Source organism: Cognatazoarcus halotolerans, from assembly GCF_009800965.1.
Taxonomy (GTDB): Bacteria; Pseudomonadota; Gammaproteobacteria; order Burkholderiales; family Rhodocyclaceae; genus Cognatazoarcus; species Cognatazoarcus halotolerans.
Map to the genome: position 1 here is coordinate 147476 of NZ_WUAF01000006.1, position 15099 is coordinate 162574.

Annotated in this window: 18 protein-coding genes; 12 read left to right on the plus strand and 6 right to left on the minus strand. The window is 59.6% G+C overall.

The features are described from left to right. Window positions 1-90 precede the first annotated feature (90 nt). The 3 genes from rpmG to radC all read right to left on the minus strand — a co-directional run bounded on the left by rpmG (window position 91) and on the right by radC (window position 1375). Window positions 91-258 (minus strand): 50S ribosomal protein L33, encoded by a 168-nt coding sequence (gene rpmG, locus GQB03_RS09920; protein ID WP_159688200.1) that lies wholly within the window; start codon window positions 256-258, stop codon window positions 91-93. A 25-nt stretch (window positions 259-283) separates the two neighbouring features. Next, entirely contained in the window at window positions 284-520 is a 237-nt protein-coding gene (gene rpmB, locus GQB03_RS09925) for a 50S ribosomal protein L28 (protein WP_159688204.1), read from the minus strand. A 177-nt stretch (window positions 521-697) separates the two neighbouring features. Further along, complete coding sequence (gene radC / locus GQB03_RS09930) at window positions 698-1375, minus strand: RadC family protein (protein WP_159688208.1); 678 nt, start codon at window positions 1373-1375, stop codon at window positions 698-700. Window positions 1376-1437: 62 nt separating this feature from the next. On the opposite strand from radC, the gene coaBC reads away from it, so the two are divergent. The 4 genes from coaBC to GQB03_RS09950 all read left to right on the plus strand — a co-directional run bounded on the left by coaBC (window position 1438) and on the right by GQB03_RS09950 (window position 4207). After that, a complete protein-coding gene (gene coaBC, locus GQB03_RS09935) occupies window positions 1438-2640 on the plus strand; it encodes a bifunctional phosphopantothenoylcysteine decarboxylase/phosphopantothenate--cysteine ligase CoaBC (RefSeq protein WP_159688212.1) in 1203 nt (400 codons plus the stop codon). 3 nt (window positions 2641-2643) lie between these two features. Beyond that, window positions 2644-3093, plus strand: coding sequence for a dUTP diphosphatase (dut, locus tag GQB03_RS09940; protein ID WP_159688216.1), 450 nt, complete (start codon window positions 2644-2646; stop codon window positions 3091-3093). Continuing rightward, on the plus strand, window positions 3093-3551 hold the full coding sequence (locus tag GQB03_RS09945) for an NUDIX hydrolase (RefSeq protein ID WP_159688219.1): 459 nt from the start codon (window positions 3093-3095) through the stop codon (window positions 3549-3551). The genes dut and GQB03_RS09945 overlap by 1 nt, the downstream gene beginning before the upstream one ends. 119 nt (window positions 3552-3670) lie before the next feature. Next, a complete protein-coding gene (locus tag GQB03_RS09950) occupies window positions 3671-4207 on the plus strand; it encodes a c-type cytochrome (protein WP_235027012.1) in 537 nt (178 codons plus the stop codon). A 60-nt stretch (window positions 4208-4267) separates the two neighbouring features. On the opposite strand, the gene GQB03_RS09955 is transcribed toward GQB03_RS09950, so the two are convergent. Together GQB03_RS09955 and GQB03_RS09960 are read right to left on the minus strand one after the other, a co-directional pair. After that, the gene (locus GQB03_RS09955) at window positions 4268-5542 is read right to left on the minus strand and encodes an NAD(P)/FAD-dependent oxidoreductase (protein ID WP_159688225.1); all 1275 of its coding nucleotides are present in this window, start codon (window positions 5540-5542) and stop codon (window positions 4268-4270) included. A gap of 14 nt (window positions 5543-5556) precedes the next feature. Next, entirely contained in the window at window positions 5557-5847 is a 291-nt protein-coding gene (locus GQB03_RS09960; protein ID WP_235027013.1) for a c-type cytochrome, read from the minus strand. 224 nt (window positions 5848-6071) lie between these two features. Between GQB03_RS09960 and GQB03_RS09965 the strand changes: the two genes are divergently transcribed. From GQB03_RS09965 to soxB, 8 genes are all read left to right on the plus strand, one after another. Then, window positions 6072-6428 (plus strand): ArsR/SmtB family transcription factor, encoded by a 357-nt coding sequence (locus tag GQB03_RS09965; protein WP_159688229.1) that lies wholly within the window; start codon window positions 6072-6074, stop codon window positions 6426-6428. Between the two features lie 47 nt (window positions 6429-6475). Further along, the gene (soxC, locus tag GQB03_RS09970; RefSeq protein ID WP_159688232.1) at window positions 6476-7810 is read left to right on the plus strand and encodes a sulfite dehydrogenase; all 1335 of its coding nucleotides are present in this window, start codon (window positions 6476-6478) and stop codon (window positions 7808-7810) included. Between the two features lie 94 nt (window positions 7811-7904). Further along, window positions 7905-8852: a c-type cytochrome gene (locus tag GQB03_RS09975; RefSeq protein WP_235027014.1), complete on the plus strand. Its 948-nt coding sequence runs from the start codon at window positions 7905-7907 to the stop codon at window positions 8850-8852. A 31-nt stretch (window positions 8853-8883) separates the two neighbouring features. Further along, window positions 8884-9351, plus strand: a complete 468-nt coding sequence (gene soxY, locus GQB03_RS09980; RefSeq protein WP_159688239.1) for a thiosulfate oxidation carrier protein SoxY — start codon at window positions 8884-8886, stop codon at window positions 9349-9351. 30 nt (window positions 9352-9381) lie between these two features. Continuing rightward, window positions 9382-9693, plus strand: a complete 312-nt coding sequence (gene soxZ / locus GQB03_RS09985) for a thiosulfate oxidation carrier complex protein SoxZ (RefSeq protein ID WP_200832170.1) — start codon at window positions 9382-9384, stop codon at window positions 9691-9693. A 105-nt stretch (window positions 9694-9798) separates the two neighbouring features. After that, window positions 9799-10605: a sulfur oxidation c-type cytochrome SoxA gene (gene soxA / locus GQB03_RS09990; RefSeq protein ID WP_159688243.1), complete on the plus strand. Its 807-nt coding sequence runs from the start codon at window positions 9799-9801 to the stop codon at window positions 10603-10605. Window positions 10606-10615: 10 nt separating this feature from the next. After that, entirely contained in the window at window positions 10616-11218 is a 603-nt protein-coding gene (gene soxX / locus GQB03_RS09995) for a sulfur oxidation c-type cytochrome SoxX (protein WP_159688246.1), read from the plus strand. 64 nt (window positions 11219-11282) lie between these two features. Next, a complete protein-coding gene (soxB, locus tag GQB03_RS10000) occupies window positions 11283-13007 on the plus strand; it encodes a thiosulfohydrolase SoxB (RefSeq protein WP_159688249.1) in 1725 nt (574 codons plus the stop codon). A gap of 56 nt (window positions 13008-13063) precedes the next feature. Here soxB and aceK read toward each other — a convergent pair whose 3' ends face one another. Next, window positions 13064-14851 (minus strand): bifunctional isocitrate dehydrogenase kinase/phosphatase, encoded by a 1788-nt coding sequence (gene aceK, locus GQB03_RS10005; protein ID WP_159688251.1) that lies wholly within the window; start codon window positions 14849-14851, stop codon window positions 13064-13066. Window positions 14852-15099 lie beyond the last annotated feature (248 nt).

The window sequence follows — 15099 nt, forward strand, 5'->3', positions numbered from 1 at the left end:
GAGGTGCGGGCCGCTGCAGACGTTTCAGGCGACAAAAAGGCCCGCATTTTTCAATGCGGGCCTTTTTTTGCTGTCTGGAACGGCGGGGCGTTACTTCAGCTTCACTTCCTTGTACGCCACGTGTTTGCGAACCACGGGGTCGTATTTCATGAATTCAAGCTTGCCCGGGGTGGTTCGCTTGTTTTTCGAAGTCGTGTAGAAATGCCCGGTCCCTGCAGTGGACTCGAGCTTGATTTTTTCGCGGGCGCCTTTGGCCATGTCAGTCTCCGATTACAGAGGTTGCTCAGACCTTGTCGCCGCGGGCGCGCAACTCGGCCATCACGACGTCAATGCCCTTCTTGTCGATAGTACGCAATCCTGCGTTCGACACGCGCAGGTGCACCCAGCGGTTTTGCTCTTCACTCCAGAACTTGCGGTACTGCAGGTTCGGCAGGAAGCGGCGCTTGGTTTTATTGTTGGCATGGGAAACGTTGTTCCCGACCATCGGTGCCTTTCCGGTTACTTGGCAAACGCGAGCCATCTTCTGCTCCAGGGAATTCGGTGAGTCGAAAAGCCGCTGATTATACGGGAGAGTTGTCTTGAATCTCAAGCATTTATTCAATCATGGCTTAAAGATTGTGCAAAAAGCATTGCTGGCCAACGAACCTGCGCTCGTGTAGTCCCGCGGCTCGGCCCGAATGCATGCCGACTTTGGTTGCTATAACAGACCGAGCCGGGCGAACGACACGGGTGCTGCGTTGCCGGCCACGATGAAATGGTCGAGCACCTGGACGTCTATCGTCGCGAGGGCGTGTTTGAGGGTGCTTGTCAGCCGCTGATCGGCCGAGCTTGGTTCGGTGGCTCCCGAGGGATGGTTGTGGGCGAGGATGACGGCCGCAGCGTTGCTCTTCAATGCCAGTTTGACAACTTCGCGTGGGTATACGCTGGTTTGCGTCAGGGTGCCACGAAACAATTCGACGGCGTCGATCAGCTGGTGTCTGGCATTCAGCAGAAGCACCATGAACACTTCGTGCTCAAGCTGCGAGAGCTTGAGGCGCAACCAGTCGCTCACGGTATCTGGGGAGTCGAACATCGATCCGGACGACAGCTCCTCGCGCAGGGCGCGCCTCGCGAGTTCCATGACGGCCTGCAATTGCGCATATTTCGCGAGGCCCATTCCAGGAAATGTCGTGAAGTCGTCGACCGGGGCGCAGCATAGTCGGGTGAGCGATCCGAACTCTAGCAACAGTTCGCGGGCGAGGTCGACCGCACTTTTACCTTTTACCCCGACCCGCAGGAACAGGGCTAGCAATTCAGCGTCGCTCAGCTTGCCCGCGCCAAGTTGCAGTAGGCGCTCGCGAGGACGTTCGCCTGCCGGCCAATCCGTGATCGCCATGGCGTGTAGAATCCTGCTCGACTTGGATGTGCGGATTCTAATTCCGACTAAAGGACATTGTCATGAATTTTCTTGGCGGACGCAAAATCGTTCTCGGGGTGACTGGCGGTGTCGCTGCCTACAAGGCTGCAGAACTGACCCGGTTGCTTGGCAAGACGGGAGCCGATGTGCATGTCGTGCTTTCGGAAGGAGGCGCGAGATTCGTCTCCGCCGTAACCTTCCAGGCGCTGTCGGGCAATATCGTCTGGAGCGACCTTTGGGATGCGCGAATGCCCAACAATATGGCGCATATCGACCTGACGCGAGGTGCCGACATGATTCTTGTGGCGCCTGCCACAGCCGATTTCATGGCCCGAGTCGTGCATGGTCTTGCGGATGATCTCTTGACGACGTTGTGTCTTGCCCGCGAGGTGCCATTGCTGCTTGCACCCGCGATGAACCGGCAAATGTGGGAAAACCCCTCTACCCGGCGCAATGCCGGACAGTTGGCCGCTGATGGGGTGGTTCTTCTGGGGCCGGAGGCAGGAGAGCAGGCGTGCGGGGAGGTTGGGCCGGGACGGATGCTCGAGCCTGACGCATTGCTCGAGGACGTCATCGCTTTTCTTCAACCCAAGCGCCTGGCAGGACGGCGGGTAGTCCTCACGGCCGGTCCGACCTTCGAAGCGATCGATCCGGTACGTGGCATTACCAACTCGAGCTCCGGGAAAATGGGATATGCACTTGCACGTGCCTGCGCGCACGCTGGAGCAGATGTCGTACTTGTGAGCGGGCCCGTCACGCTGCAGGCGCCGCGCGGAGTGCGCAGGATTCAGGTGCAGTCCGCCCTTGAGATGCGAACGGCCGTGTTTGATGAGATCGGTGCTGCGGACGTCTTTATTGGTGTCGCCGCGGTAGCCGATTATCGGCCAGCCGCCGCGGCGGAACACAAGATCAAGAAATCCGGGGGCGAGATGCATCTTGCGCTGACGCCCAACCCGGACATTTTGGCAGATGTGGCAGCGCTGGATGATCCACCGTTTTGTGTTGGCTTTGCGGCCGAAAGCCGCAACCTCGATGATTATGCCGAGTCCAAACGGCGCGCCAAGAAGCTCCCGCTTTTGGTCGGCAACCTGGTTCAGGATGGGCTCGGGGGCGAAGATAATCAGGTCATTCTGTTTGATGACAAGGGCAGCCATCCGCTTGGGCGCGCACCCAAAATGGAGCTCGCGATACAGATCGTCGCGCATATTGCTGCAATGCTGAAGTCGGACAGGATTTCGGGGTGAGGGATGCGAAACATTGATATCAAGATACTCGACGAACGGCTGAGGGATCACCTTCCCGCGTACGCAACGGATGGCGCCGCAGGGCTTGATCTGCGCGCTTGCCTGGGTGCCCCTGCTGTGTTGCATCCGGGCGAGACGGTTCTGGTGCCGACCGGGATTGCCGTTCACCTTGCCGATCCGGGCATCGCCGCCATGGTGCTTCCACGCTCCGGGCTTGGGCACAAGCACGGGATCGTATTGGGTAATCTCGTGGGTCTGATTGATTCCGACTATCAGGGACAGATCTTCGTGTCCGTCTGGAACCGGGGACGAACGTCCTTCACCCTCGAGCCGATGGAGAGAATTGCCCAGCTCGTGGTCGTGCCGGTCGTGCAAGTCGGGTTCAACGTGGTCGATGACTTTGTCGCGAGCGAACGTGGCGATGGCGGATTCGGCAGCACCGGCAAACATTGATGGACTTGCATCAAGGTATTCCCACCGGCGTGCACGTAACCTTGAGGCGCGGACGCGAGATCTTGTTGATGAAGCGCCACGCCACCGGTTTCTTCGACGGACTGTTGAGCCTGCCGGGAGGGCATGTCGATCCCGGCGAGCGTATTGTCGATGCCGCTCGGCGGGAGCTGAAGGAAGAGCTCGGCGTCGATGTGGCACTTCCGGCACTGCGTTGGCAGGGTGTGGTACACCGGCTTTCCGACACGAACAGGATCGATTTCTTCTACGAAGCCGACGTTTGGTCGGGAACCCCGACCGTTTGCGAACCGCACAAGTGTGGGGGCCTGAGTTGGTATGACTTGGGCGCGCTACCCGATGGAGTCGTGCCATACGTGAAGACCGTTCTGCTGTCGCCCCTGCCAGAACCGTGGATGATGGAGCTTGGCTGGCAGGGCCTTGGGAGTATCAGTAAAACCTGATAGGCTCACCCATCGTTGGCACGGTGTGGAGGAAAGCGATGAGATGCGGCATTCTTGCGGGCATTCTGCTGGCGAGCGTCGGATCGTCCGCTGCCACGGGGGCGTCGAACTTTCCCGATGTGGACCTGGCCCGTGCCGAGGAGATCGTTTCGGGGAGATGCTTTTTATGCCACGGTATGAACGGCGAAAGCTCGACCTCGCTGTATCCCCGGTTGGCCGGGCAGCACTATCAGTACATCGCGAAGCAGTTGGCCGACTTCAGGTCGGGCAGACGCCAGAGCGAGACGATGAAGAGCATGGCCGACGAACTCTCCGACGATGAAATGCTTGCGCTCGGTGTCTACTTTGAAACGAAACCCGCTGTTTCATCTCCCGTGGATGATGCGGAACTGGCCGCGGTGGGGCGGTTCGTGTTCTTTCGTGGAAACGAATACTCCGGCGTTGCTGCCTGCGCGAGTTGCCATGGAGACAAGGCTTACGGAACGGCACAGTTGCCACGCCTCGCCGGGCAGGGTGCGAAATATGTCGAGAACCAGTTGAAGTCCTTCAATAGCCGCGCGAGGACCAATGACAATGCGGTCATGCATTCGATCGCCTCGCGGCTCTCAGAGCTTGAGATCAAGGCCGTTGCAAACTTCATCAGCACGTTGAAATGAGCGAGCTGGGGCCGCATTGGACAGAGCCTCCTGTCGGAAGCCCTGTTTTTACCCGGGCAGTCAGGCGAGCATGTCGGCCCAGATGTTTTTCGCCCAGCTTGCGGCGTATTTGGCCTCGAGCTCATTTGCGGCGGGGGACAGGCCACCTGCTCCCTTTACGGGCAGAAAGGTGTTCTTGGTTGCGTCGTATTGATGTACCGAGGCGACGTGGACTACTGCTTTCGGATCCACATAGCTGTAACAGGTGTTCATCACGACAGGCTCGCCGTTCGGTGGCTCGCCGGCCAGGAGATTGAGAATCGCCGCCGCCGCGACCTTTGCCTGCTGGTTCGCCATATGGCCGGACTTGGGCATGGTCGGCGCGGGAAAGAGCGCATCGCCGAGCACGTGTACCCGTTCGACACCCTTGGCCTCCATGGTCAGCCAATCGACATCCACCCAGCGATCGTTGATAAGGGGTACGTCCAGCATGCTCGTGACCTGTCCTGCCCGTTGCGGCGGAATGACATTGAGCACGTTTGCCTTGACGTTTTCGAAATCGAGCATGGCTGTCCGCGTTTTCGCGTCCACCGAGCGCAGCTCGTTGTTCGGCAGATATTCCAGAATGCCCTTGTAGTGGGTTTCGAAGGCTTTGGTGAACAGGGCCTTCTTGGATTGGATTTCGCCGTTTGCGTCGAGGACCAGGACCTTCGATCGTGGTTTGTGCATCTTGAGGTAGCTGGCGACCATGCAGGCGCGCTCGTAAGGCCCCGGGGGGCATCTGAACGGCGCCTTCGGAATGTGCATGGCGAATATGCCGCCGTCGGGCATCGCTTCGAGTTGCTGGCGAAGAAGAGCGGTCTGGGGACCTGCCTTCCAGGCATGCGGGATGGTTTCCAGATTGCCCTCGAGGCCTCCGACCGCGCCGATCATGAAGTCGATCCCTGGTGAGAGAATCAGGCGGTCGTACTTGAGTTCCCCGTTTTTCGCCAGACGAATTTTTTGCGCCGCAGCGTCAATCGCGGTGACCTCGTCCCGGAGGAGGCGAACGCCATGGCGATCGCGCAGGTTCGCGTAACTGACCGTTATGTCGCTCATCTGACGGTATCCTCCGATGACCAGGTTGGACATCGGGCAGGAAACGAATTCGGCGTTGCGCTCCACCAGCGTGACGTCTACTCCGGCATTGCTCCACATGCGCAGATACTTTGCCGCCGTGGCGCCGCCAAAGCCGCCACCCACAACGACAATGTGACCACGCGCGCCGTTTCTACCGGTGGTTGCGCAGCCCGAAACGGCCATGGCGCCGGCTGCAGCAAGGCCGGCTGTCTTGAGGAAATCGCGTCGATTCAGCATGTTCTTCTCCCTGGTCATTTTCGCTCTGCGAAATACGATGCGATCAACTCCAGTTGTGCGTCGGTGTAGCCGTTTGCAATCTGCTGCATGATGCTCGAGGGTTTCTCGCCCGAGCGGAATTCCTGGAGCTTTCTGAGGATCTTCTCCTTCGGCTCACCGGCAAGACTCTTGTTGTCGCCGATGCTCTTGCCATTCGTCCCGTGGCAGTTTGCACAGGTTGCCGCGAGATTGCGCGCGAGGTTTGGGTCCTGCGCGTGTGCGATCGCTGCACAGACGAGCAGCAGCAAACAGATCTTGTGTCTCACGATTTCTTCTCCTTTGGCCGTTCGTGCTTGCGGCGTCAGTCTAACGACACCCCGTTGTTGGCGTCCAGTTTCAATAGGTGAAAGATGCGGGAGTTTCGGCGCACGTTGCGGCTATTTTCGGCGGAATTTGCCTGAATAGATTGTTGCGATGCACAAATATTAGAAGTTGACCATATACGTGTATGGTTATACCGTTATTCCAAGAGGCGAGGTGGGGACTTGCAATGGAAGAACTCAACAAGGTGTTCGAAAACGTCGCTGAATACTTCAGCCTGCTTTCCGAGCCGACAAGACTGAAAATTCTTCATTGCCTGTGTCGTGGCGAAAAGGCGGTCAACGAGGTCGTGGAGGCCTTGGGGTTGACCCAGGCCAACACCTCGAGACATCTCAACCTGCTTTACCGTGCCGGTGTGGTGGATCGGCGCCGTGACGGGAGCCAAGTGTTCTACCGGATCATAGATCCGAATTTCGTCGATCTGTGCCGGACAGTCTGTGTGACCGTGGCAAGCCGGGCCAATGTCATGCCGGTCGGCAGCGAATCACTGCGTAGGCTGGAGCAGGATCTGAATATCGACCGCTAGGCGGTGCAATAAAAGCGAGTTGTTCAAATAACGAGGGAGACTGTTGCATGGCACTTCAAGATGAGCGTCCAGGGCGTCTCAGGCGTGCGCCCGAGAACTTCCTGACGCAGGAAGATATCCAGGCGGTACAGGCGGGACGCCGCAGTTTCATGCGAAACGCGTTTGTCGCCGCGAGTGCCGCCATGGGTGCGCCGATGCTTGCGCGCGCCGCAAGCGGTGATTCGGCGATCATGAATCTGCCGCCCTGGAGCACCAGCCTCGGCCAGCCCGTCGCAGCCAGGCCCTATGGGCTTCCGTCCAAGTATGAGAGCAATCTGGTACGGCGCGAGTCTCCGGGCCTGACCCGGGTCGGAGGATCCTCGGTTTCCTTTGCGCCGCTGCAGGGATTGTTCGGAATCATCACGCCTTCGGGTCTGCATTTCGAACGACATCACCAGGGTTGGCACGACGTCGACCCGGGCAAGCATCGTTTGATGATCAACGGGCTGGTCAAGACGCAGGCCATATTCACGATGGACGATCTGTTGCGTCTGCCGGGTGTGTCGCGTATCCATTTCATCGAGTGTGGTGCCAATACCGGGATGGAGTGGGGCAATGTGGCGGTCCCGACGGTGCAGTACAGTCATGGCATGCTGTCATGCTCCGAATTCACCGGCGTACCGCTGCGTGATCTGCTCGAGCAGTGCGGCGCGGATTTCAAGAAGGGACGCTATGTGCTCGCCGAAGGCGCCGATGGCTCCTCGATGACGCGCACGATTCCGATGGAGTTGATCGAGTCCGGCGAGGTCATGGTGGCCTATGGCCAGAATGGCGAAATGCTTCGGCCCGAAAATGGCTATCCGCTGCGCCTCATCGTGCCGGGTGTGCAAGGGGTCTCCTGGGTCAAGTGGCTACGCCGCATCGAGGTCGGCGACAAGCCCTGGGGTGCGAAGGACGAAGCCGTCCATTACGTCGATCTCATGCCGGACGGAACCCATCGTCAGTATTCTTCGATCCAGGAAGCCAAATCAGTCATCACCAGCCCATCCGGCGGACAGATTTTGCTGGCGAAGGGTTTCTACAACATAACCGGGCTGGCATGGTCGGGCCGCGGAAAGATAAAGCAGGTCGATGTGTCGACCGATGGCGGTATCAACTGGCGCCGTGCCCGGCTCGAGTCGCCGGTGCTCTCCAAGGCACTTACCCGCTTCAATATCGACTGGGTGTGGGATGGCAAACCGGTCATCCTCCAGTCCAGGGCAATGGATGAAACCGGTTATGTACAACCCTCCTACGGGCAGTTGCGTGCCGTTCGGGGCACCAAGTCGATTTATCACAACAATGCCATCCAGTCGTGGAAGATCAATGAAAGCGGGGAGGTGGGCAATGTCCAGGTTCTCTAAGACCGTCGTTGCTGCGCTGCTCGCGGGCTGCGCGCTGGGCGCGCATGCGCTGGACCGATACCCCGGACTCGGTCGCGTCGCCACTGCGGAGGAGGTGAAGGCTTGGGACATCGACGTCCGGCCGGATTTTGTCGGCCTGCCGAAAGGTTCAGGCAGCGTCGATGACGGCGCCGATATCTTTGAAAACAAGTGTGCCTCCTGTCATGGCTCCTTTGGGGAGTCGAACGAGGTATTTACGCCACTCGTCGGTGGAACGACCAAGGAAGATGTCCAGACCGGGCGGGTAAAGGCTTTGGTCACGGGTTCCTTCCCGCAACGAACGACATTCATGAAGGTGCCGACGATCTCGACCCTGTTCGACTATATTCAGCGCGCCATGCCCTGGACGGCGCCGAAGTCGCTCAAGCCGGACGAGGTTTACGCGGTGCTTGCCTACCTGCTGAACCTTGCGGAGGTTGTGCCGGCCGATTTCGTGCTGAGTGACCAGAATATCCGCGATGTTCAGAATCTCATGCCGAATCGCAACGGAATGAGTACCGATCACGGCATGTGGCCGGGCAGGGGCATGGGCAACGGTGGCAAGCCGGACGTGAAGAATGTAGCCTGCATGAAAGACTGCAAGACGGAAGTGAAGCTGACCTCGAGCTTGCCTGAGTATGCGCAGGACGCGCACGGCAATCTCGCCGATCAGAACCGTCTTGTAGGCGGTGTCCGGGGCAAGCAGACGGTAGCGCCAGCAGAGGGTGACGAGAAGGCGATCGCAGGGCAGCCGTCAACTAATGCGATTGCAACCGCGCTGGCGACAGAGAAAGGATGCATGGCTTGTCACGGCGTCGCCAACAAGATCGTCGGGCCGTCCTACCAGGACGTTGCGGCGAAGTACAAAGGACAGGACGGCGCCGAAGCGAGGTTGGTTGCCAAGGTAAAATCGGGCGGTCAGGGCGTCTGGGGCGCAATCCCGATGCCGGCCCAGAGCCACGTCAAGGACGAAGAGATCAGCAAGCTCGTCCAGTGGATATTGTCGGGCGCGAAAGCGCAGTAACAGCAACAACTTGCAAACAAGGAGACTGGGGATGGATCAATCACGCAGGAACACGCTGAAGGCCAGTGGCGGCCTGAGTCTGTTCAGCCTGCTGGTCGCGGCCGGCATGGTCAAGCCGGGTGTGGCCGAAGCAGCATGGAACAAGGCGGCATTCGATGCCAAGAAGATGGATGCAGCGCTGGCCGCGCTCGGAGCGGGCAGCCCGGCCGAGAGTGCCGAGGTGCAACTGACGGCGCCGGATATCGCCGAGAACGGTGCCGTCGTGCCGGTCGGGGTGGTGAGCAATCTGCCCAACACCGAAGAGGTCGCGATCCTTGTCGAGAAGAATCCGAACATGCTCGCCGCACGCTTCATGCTCCCGGCAGGCACCGAAGCGGCGGTTCAGACCCGCATCAAGATGGGCCAGACTTCCGACGTGTATGCGGTGGTGAAGGCGGGTGGGAAGTTCTATATGGCAAAAAAAGAAATCAAGGTCACGCTTGGCGGTTGCGGCGGTTGAGCGAATCAGGAACAACGAGGAGAGACACTAATGGGTAACCCGATGCGAATTCGCGCTGCCGAGAAGGATGGCGTGACCGAAGTAAAAGTATTGATGAACCACGAGATGGAAACGGGCCAGAGAAAGGATTCCTCCGGCAACCTGATTCCGGCGCATTTCATTTCCGAACTGACTGCGAAGCACGGCGACAAGGTTGTGCTGCAGGCTGAGTTTGGCCCGTCGGTATCGAAGAACCCTTTCCTGTCGTTCAAGTTCAAGGGTGGTGCCAAGGGCGACAAGGTGGTGGTGAGCTGGATCGACAACAAGGGTGACACCCGCTCGGACGAGGCGACGATCGGCTGATCGCGCGCGGCAATGGACGGGGTGGCTCGACAGTATTGGTCGAGGCCGTGCCGGAGCATGCGTCCGGCAGTGCTGCCACCCAACAGAATCCGTGGAGGAGAGACGATGAAAAAAAGACTGACGCTTGCCGCCCTGGCGATTGTAGCGGCGTTCACAGCGCCGGCAGCAATGGCCGAGGGCTCGGCAGCCGACGGTATCGCCCAGTATCGCGCGATGCTCGCCGAAGGCAATCCGTCCGAGCTCTGGGAGCTCGCCGGTGAGGACATCTGGAAGGAAAAGCGTGGCCCGAAGCAGGCTTCGCTCGAGCAGTGTGATCTTGGCAAGGGGCCTGGTGTCGTGAAGGGCGCGAGTGCGGCGCTGCCACGTTATTTCAAGGACACCGGCCGCGTCCAGGATCTCGAGTCTCGGCTCATGAGCTGCATGGAAACGCTTCAGGGCATCGCTCCCGAGAACTTCGTCAAGGGCAAATGGGGCAAGGGCGAGATGGAAAAAATGGAGCAGATCGTCGCCTACGTCGTTGGCCAGTCGCGCGACATGAAGGTCAATGTCGATATGAGCGCCCCACAGATGAAGAAGATGTATGCCTTGGGCAAGGAAGCGTTCTTCTACCGCGCCGGCCCGATGGATTTTGCGTGTGCGACTTGCCACGGCCAGGACGACAAGCGTATCCGCCTGCAGGATCTGCCCAATCTCACCAAGCATGAAGGGGCTGCCGCGGGCTGGGGTTCGTGGCCCGCCTATCGCGTCTCGAACGGACAGTTCTGGACCATGCAGCATCGCCTGAACGACTGCTATCGCCAGCAACGTTTCCCCGAACCGATCTACGGATCGGACGTCACCATTGCGCTGTCGGTCTACATGGCCAAGACGGCGAACGGCGGCACGGTGATGACCCCTGGAATCAAGCGCTGAGGAGAACGCGATGAAGAAATTTCTGATGATCGCCCCGCTGGCGCTTGGCATGCAGTTCGCTGTGGCCGGTGACGACATGCACGCCGAGTTCAAGCAGATGATGGACAGCTCCTTCAAGGGAAATGGCATCGCTGAAAAGCACCGACTTTATCAACTCGATTTTCAGGCGGCTTGTTCGACCGAAAAATCCCCTTCACCCGCGATGTTGAAGGCGATCGAAGCCGAGCAGATGAAAACCATTCGCTGGCCTTCCGACGGCAAATACACCGGTGACTGGAAATCCGGCGAGAAGATCGCGATCAGCGGACGCGGACTCACCTGGAACGACAAGGCGGACGCTGCGAATGGCGGTGGCTGCTATAACTGCCATCAGATGAGTCACAACGAGATTTCCTACGGCACCATCGGCCCCAGCCTGCTCAACTACGGCAAGCTGCGTGGCAATTCCAGCGACATGCTCAAGTACACCTGGGGCAAGATCTGGAACGCCAAGGCGTACAACGCCTGCAGCAACATGCCGCGCAACGGCGATGCGGAGATCCTGACCGAACGGCAGATCAAGGACGTGATGGCCTATCTGTTCGACCCGGAATCACCGGTCAACAAGCCCTGATTCAACGGTCCCCAGCCCGGCCCGCATTGCCGGCCGGGCATTTTTTCGTCTTGAGGATGGAAACATGAGCATGAATCGCCGCGAATTTATGCAGGTTCTGGCCGTGGCGGCCGCGGGCGGGATGAGCCTGTCCAGCGATTTCGCACGTGCCGAGAAAGGCGCTGCCGCAATGTACGAGTTGCCGCGCTTCGGTAATGTAAGCCTGCTGCACATGACCGACTGTCATGCCCAGTTGCTGCCGATCTATTTCCGGGAACCGGACGTGAATCTCGGCGTGGGTGACATGATGGGCCGTGCGCCGCACCTGGTCGGTGAGTCGTTCCTCAAGCACTTTGGCGTCCGGCCGGGGACGATCGAGGCCCATGCATTCACCTACCTTGATTTTTCCGAGGCCGCGAGGACTTACGGTAAGGTCGGCGGATTCGCCCACCTGGCGACGCTGGTCAAACGGATGAAGGCCTCTCGTCCGGGGGCGTTGCTGCTCGATGGTGGCGACACCTGGCAGGGGTCGGGCACGGCGCTGTGGAGCAAGGCCCAGGACATGGTCGACGCCTGCAAGCTGCTCGGCGTCGATATCATGACCCTGCACTGGGAGTCGACCTACGGTGCCGAGCGCGTCAAGGAGATCGAGGACAAGGATTTCAAGGACCGCATCGACATCGTGGCCCAGAACGTGAAGACCACCGATTTCGAGGATCCGGTTTTCAAACCCTATGTGATTCGCAAGATCAACGGGGTGCCGGTGGCAATCATCGGCCAGGCCTTCCCCTATACCCCGATCGCCAACCCGCGGTATTTCACGCCGCAGTGGAGTTTCGGCATCCAGGACGAGCGGATGCAGGAGATGGTCGATGAGGCGCGCGGCAAGGGCGCGCAGGTTATCGTGGTGCTTTCGCACAACGGCATGGATGTGGATATCAAGATGGCGTCCCGGGTCACCGGCATCGACGTGATCTTCGGCGGGCACACCCACGACGGCATGCCTGTGCCGACCGTGGTCGAGAACGCGGGTGGCAAGACCCTGGTGACCAATGCCGGTTCGAACGGCAAGTTCCTGGCGGTGATGGACCTCGACGTACGTGATGGCAAGGTCCGCGACTTCCGCTACAAGCTGCTGCCAGTGTTCTCCAACCTGTTACCGGCAGACCCGGAAATGAGCACCTACATTGAGAAGGTGCGGGCACCCTACCTCGACAAGCTTGGTGAAAAACTCGCCGTTACCGAAGGCCTGCTCTATCGCCGCGGCAACTTCAACGGCTCCTGGGATCAACTCATCCTCGATGCGCTGATGGCCGAGAAGGATGCCGAGATCGCCTTTTCGCCGGGTTTCCGCTGGGGAACCTCGCTGCTGCCGGGCGATACCATCACCATGGAACTGTTGCTCGACCAGACCGCGATCACCTATCCCTACACCACCGTGACCGAGATGAAGGGCAGCATGATCAAGACGGTGCTGGAAGATGTCTGCGACAACCTCTTCAATCCGGACCCCTATTACCAGCAGGGCGGCGACATGGTGCGGGTGGGGGGCTTGCAATACAGCTGTGATCCGATGGCGGGGATGGGCAAGCGGATCGACAACATGACGCTCGGCGGCAAACCGATCGACCCGGAGAAGACCTACAAGGTGGCCGGCTGGGCGCCAGTTTCCGAAGATGCGCGCAATGCCGGCGGCGAGCCGGTGTGGGATGTGGTGGCGCGTTACCTGCGCGCCCAGAAGGTAGTCAGCCAGCGAAAGCTCAATCAGCCGCAGCTGAAGGGCATGAAGGGCAATCCCGGAATGGTTTGAGCCCGCAGGCGGGTGCCGGTCGAAGCGAACGCGCCCCCTGCGGGCGCGTTCGCAGTCTACGTTTCCTTCGTCGTGCCGTCGGGCGCCGCTGCGTCTGATTGCGCGAACTGGTTGCGGAAGCGCAGCTCCTGGGGGTAGGGGTAGAAGTCCTCCACGTAGCCGGCCCGGATCTGCTCTTGGGCCTGCTGCCAGAACTTGGGGTTGAGCAGGTCGCGGTGGTGTTTGAGGAAGGCCTTGCGGATGCGTGGCTGACCAAGCAGGAAAGTGGCGAACTCCTCGGGAAAGACATCCATCGGGCCAGCGCTGTACCAGGGTTCGCCGGACATCTCCATTTCCTCGTACGGCGCGGGCGGGATGGCGCGGAAGTTCATGTCCGTCATGTACTCGATTTCGTCGTAATCGTAGAACACCACCCGGCCGTAGCGGGTCACGCCAAAGTTCTTCCATAGCATGTCGCCCGGGAAGATATTGGCTATCGCCAGCTCGCGGATCGCATTGCCATATTCCCGGACCGCGTGCTCGGTCTTTTCCTCGCTCGCGTGATCGAGATAGATATTGAGCGGCGTCATCCGGCGTTCGATGTAGAAGTGCTTGATGATCACCGAATCGCCCTCTATCTCGAAGGAAGAGGGCGCGAGGTCGCGCATCTCCTGCAGCAAGTCCGGGTGAAAGCGCGAGAGCGGCAATGCGCCGTATGAAAACTCGAGTGTGTCTGCCATGCGCCCGACCCGATCCACCTGCTTGACCATCACGTACTTGCGTTTCACCGTTGCGCGATCCATGTTCTTCGATGCGCCGAAGACATCCTTGATGATCTTGAAGACATACGGATACGAGGGCAGGGTGAACACCAGCATCACCAGACCGCGAATGCCGGGTGCGACGATGAACTGATCGTTGGAGTGCCGCAGGTGTGCGAGCAGGTCGCGGAAGAACCCGGTCTTGCCCTGCTTGCCCAGGCCGAGCATTGTGTAAAGTTCGCTGCGGGGCTTGTTCGGCATGATGCTGCGCAGGAACTGGACGTAGCCCGAGGGCACCTCCATGTCGACCAGAAAATAGGCCCGCGACAGCGAGAACAGCAGCGATATTCGCCAAGCGTCGAAGAGGATGGTATCGACATACAGCATGCCGCGCTCGGAATGACGTATCGCGAGTGCGAACGGATACTCCTGATAACCGTTTACCGCCTTGCCGATGATGTAGGCGGTCTTGTTGCGGTAAAAGGCCGAATAGAGCACCTGGATCTGGCAATTCACTTCCATCACCGGCCATTCGCCGAGGGTCTGGAGAATCGAACGCATCACGAAGTCCACGTCGCGGTCGAGATCCTCGAAGGCGCGTTCCCAGTCGAAATCCTCGATCACCGTCTTGATGGTGCGACGCAGTCCGCGATCCTGCGGATAGTAGCTGCTGTAAACCGGCGGAAAGGAATCGATGAACTCCGTGGAGATGGCCGGCCGGGCAAACAGGTAGTCGTTGTTGAAGTAGCTGCGGTGCAGGATCTTGGTGGTGACCGAGTTGAAGAAGGTTTCGGCCAGCTCCGGTTGCCGGTGATTGATGAGCATGCCGATGTACTGCAGCTTGACACGCTGCCAGGTGGCGTCGTCGAGTGAGTCGGCGTCGAATTCCTGCCTCAGGCGATCGCCGGTCTCATTGACCCGGTCGTCGTAGAATTGCACGCGCTCGCGCACCGCAGTGAGCTGCCCCTGCCAGTCTGCCGCCTCGAAGCTTTCCTTGGCACGCCGGCTGGTTTCCCGGAATATCCGGTAGTGCTTGTTGAAGCCTTCGATCAGCGCCTGCGCGATCGACTGCGCGACTCCGTGTTCGCTTCGGCTGGCGTCCATGGATCCCCTCGTCCGGTTGTCGTCCGGTCTGCCACTTGAGCGCGGCGCGGCCGTTGCCGCCCGAAATACTAGCATTCGGACCTTCGTCGGCCATACTTCGGGATGAGCGCCCACCGATGCGCGTACCGGCCGGCGGTGCGCTTTCGAAAGAAATCCAGTTCGGTGATAATTTCGCGGCCATGGCGAGCCGCGCCGGTCGCGACGCGGGCCGATCCTCGTCGTCAGGCCGGAAGCATTGATTCTGCCGT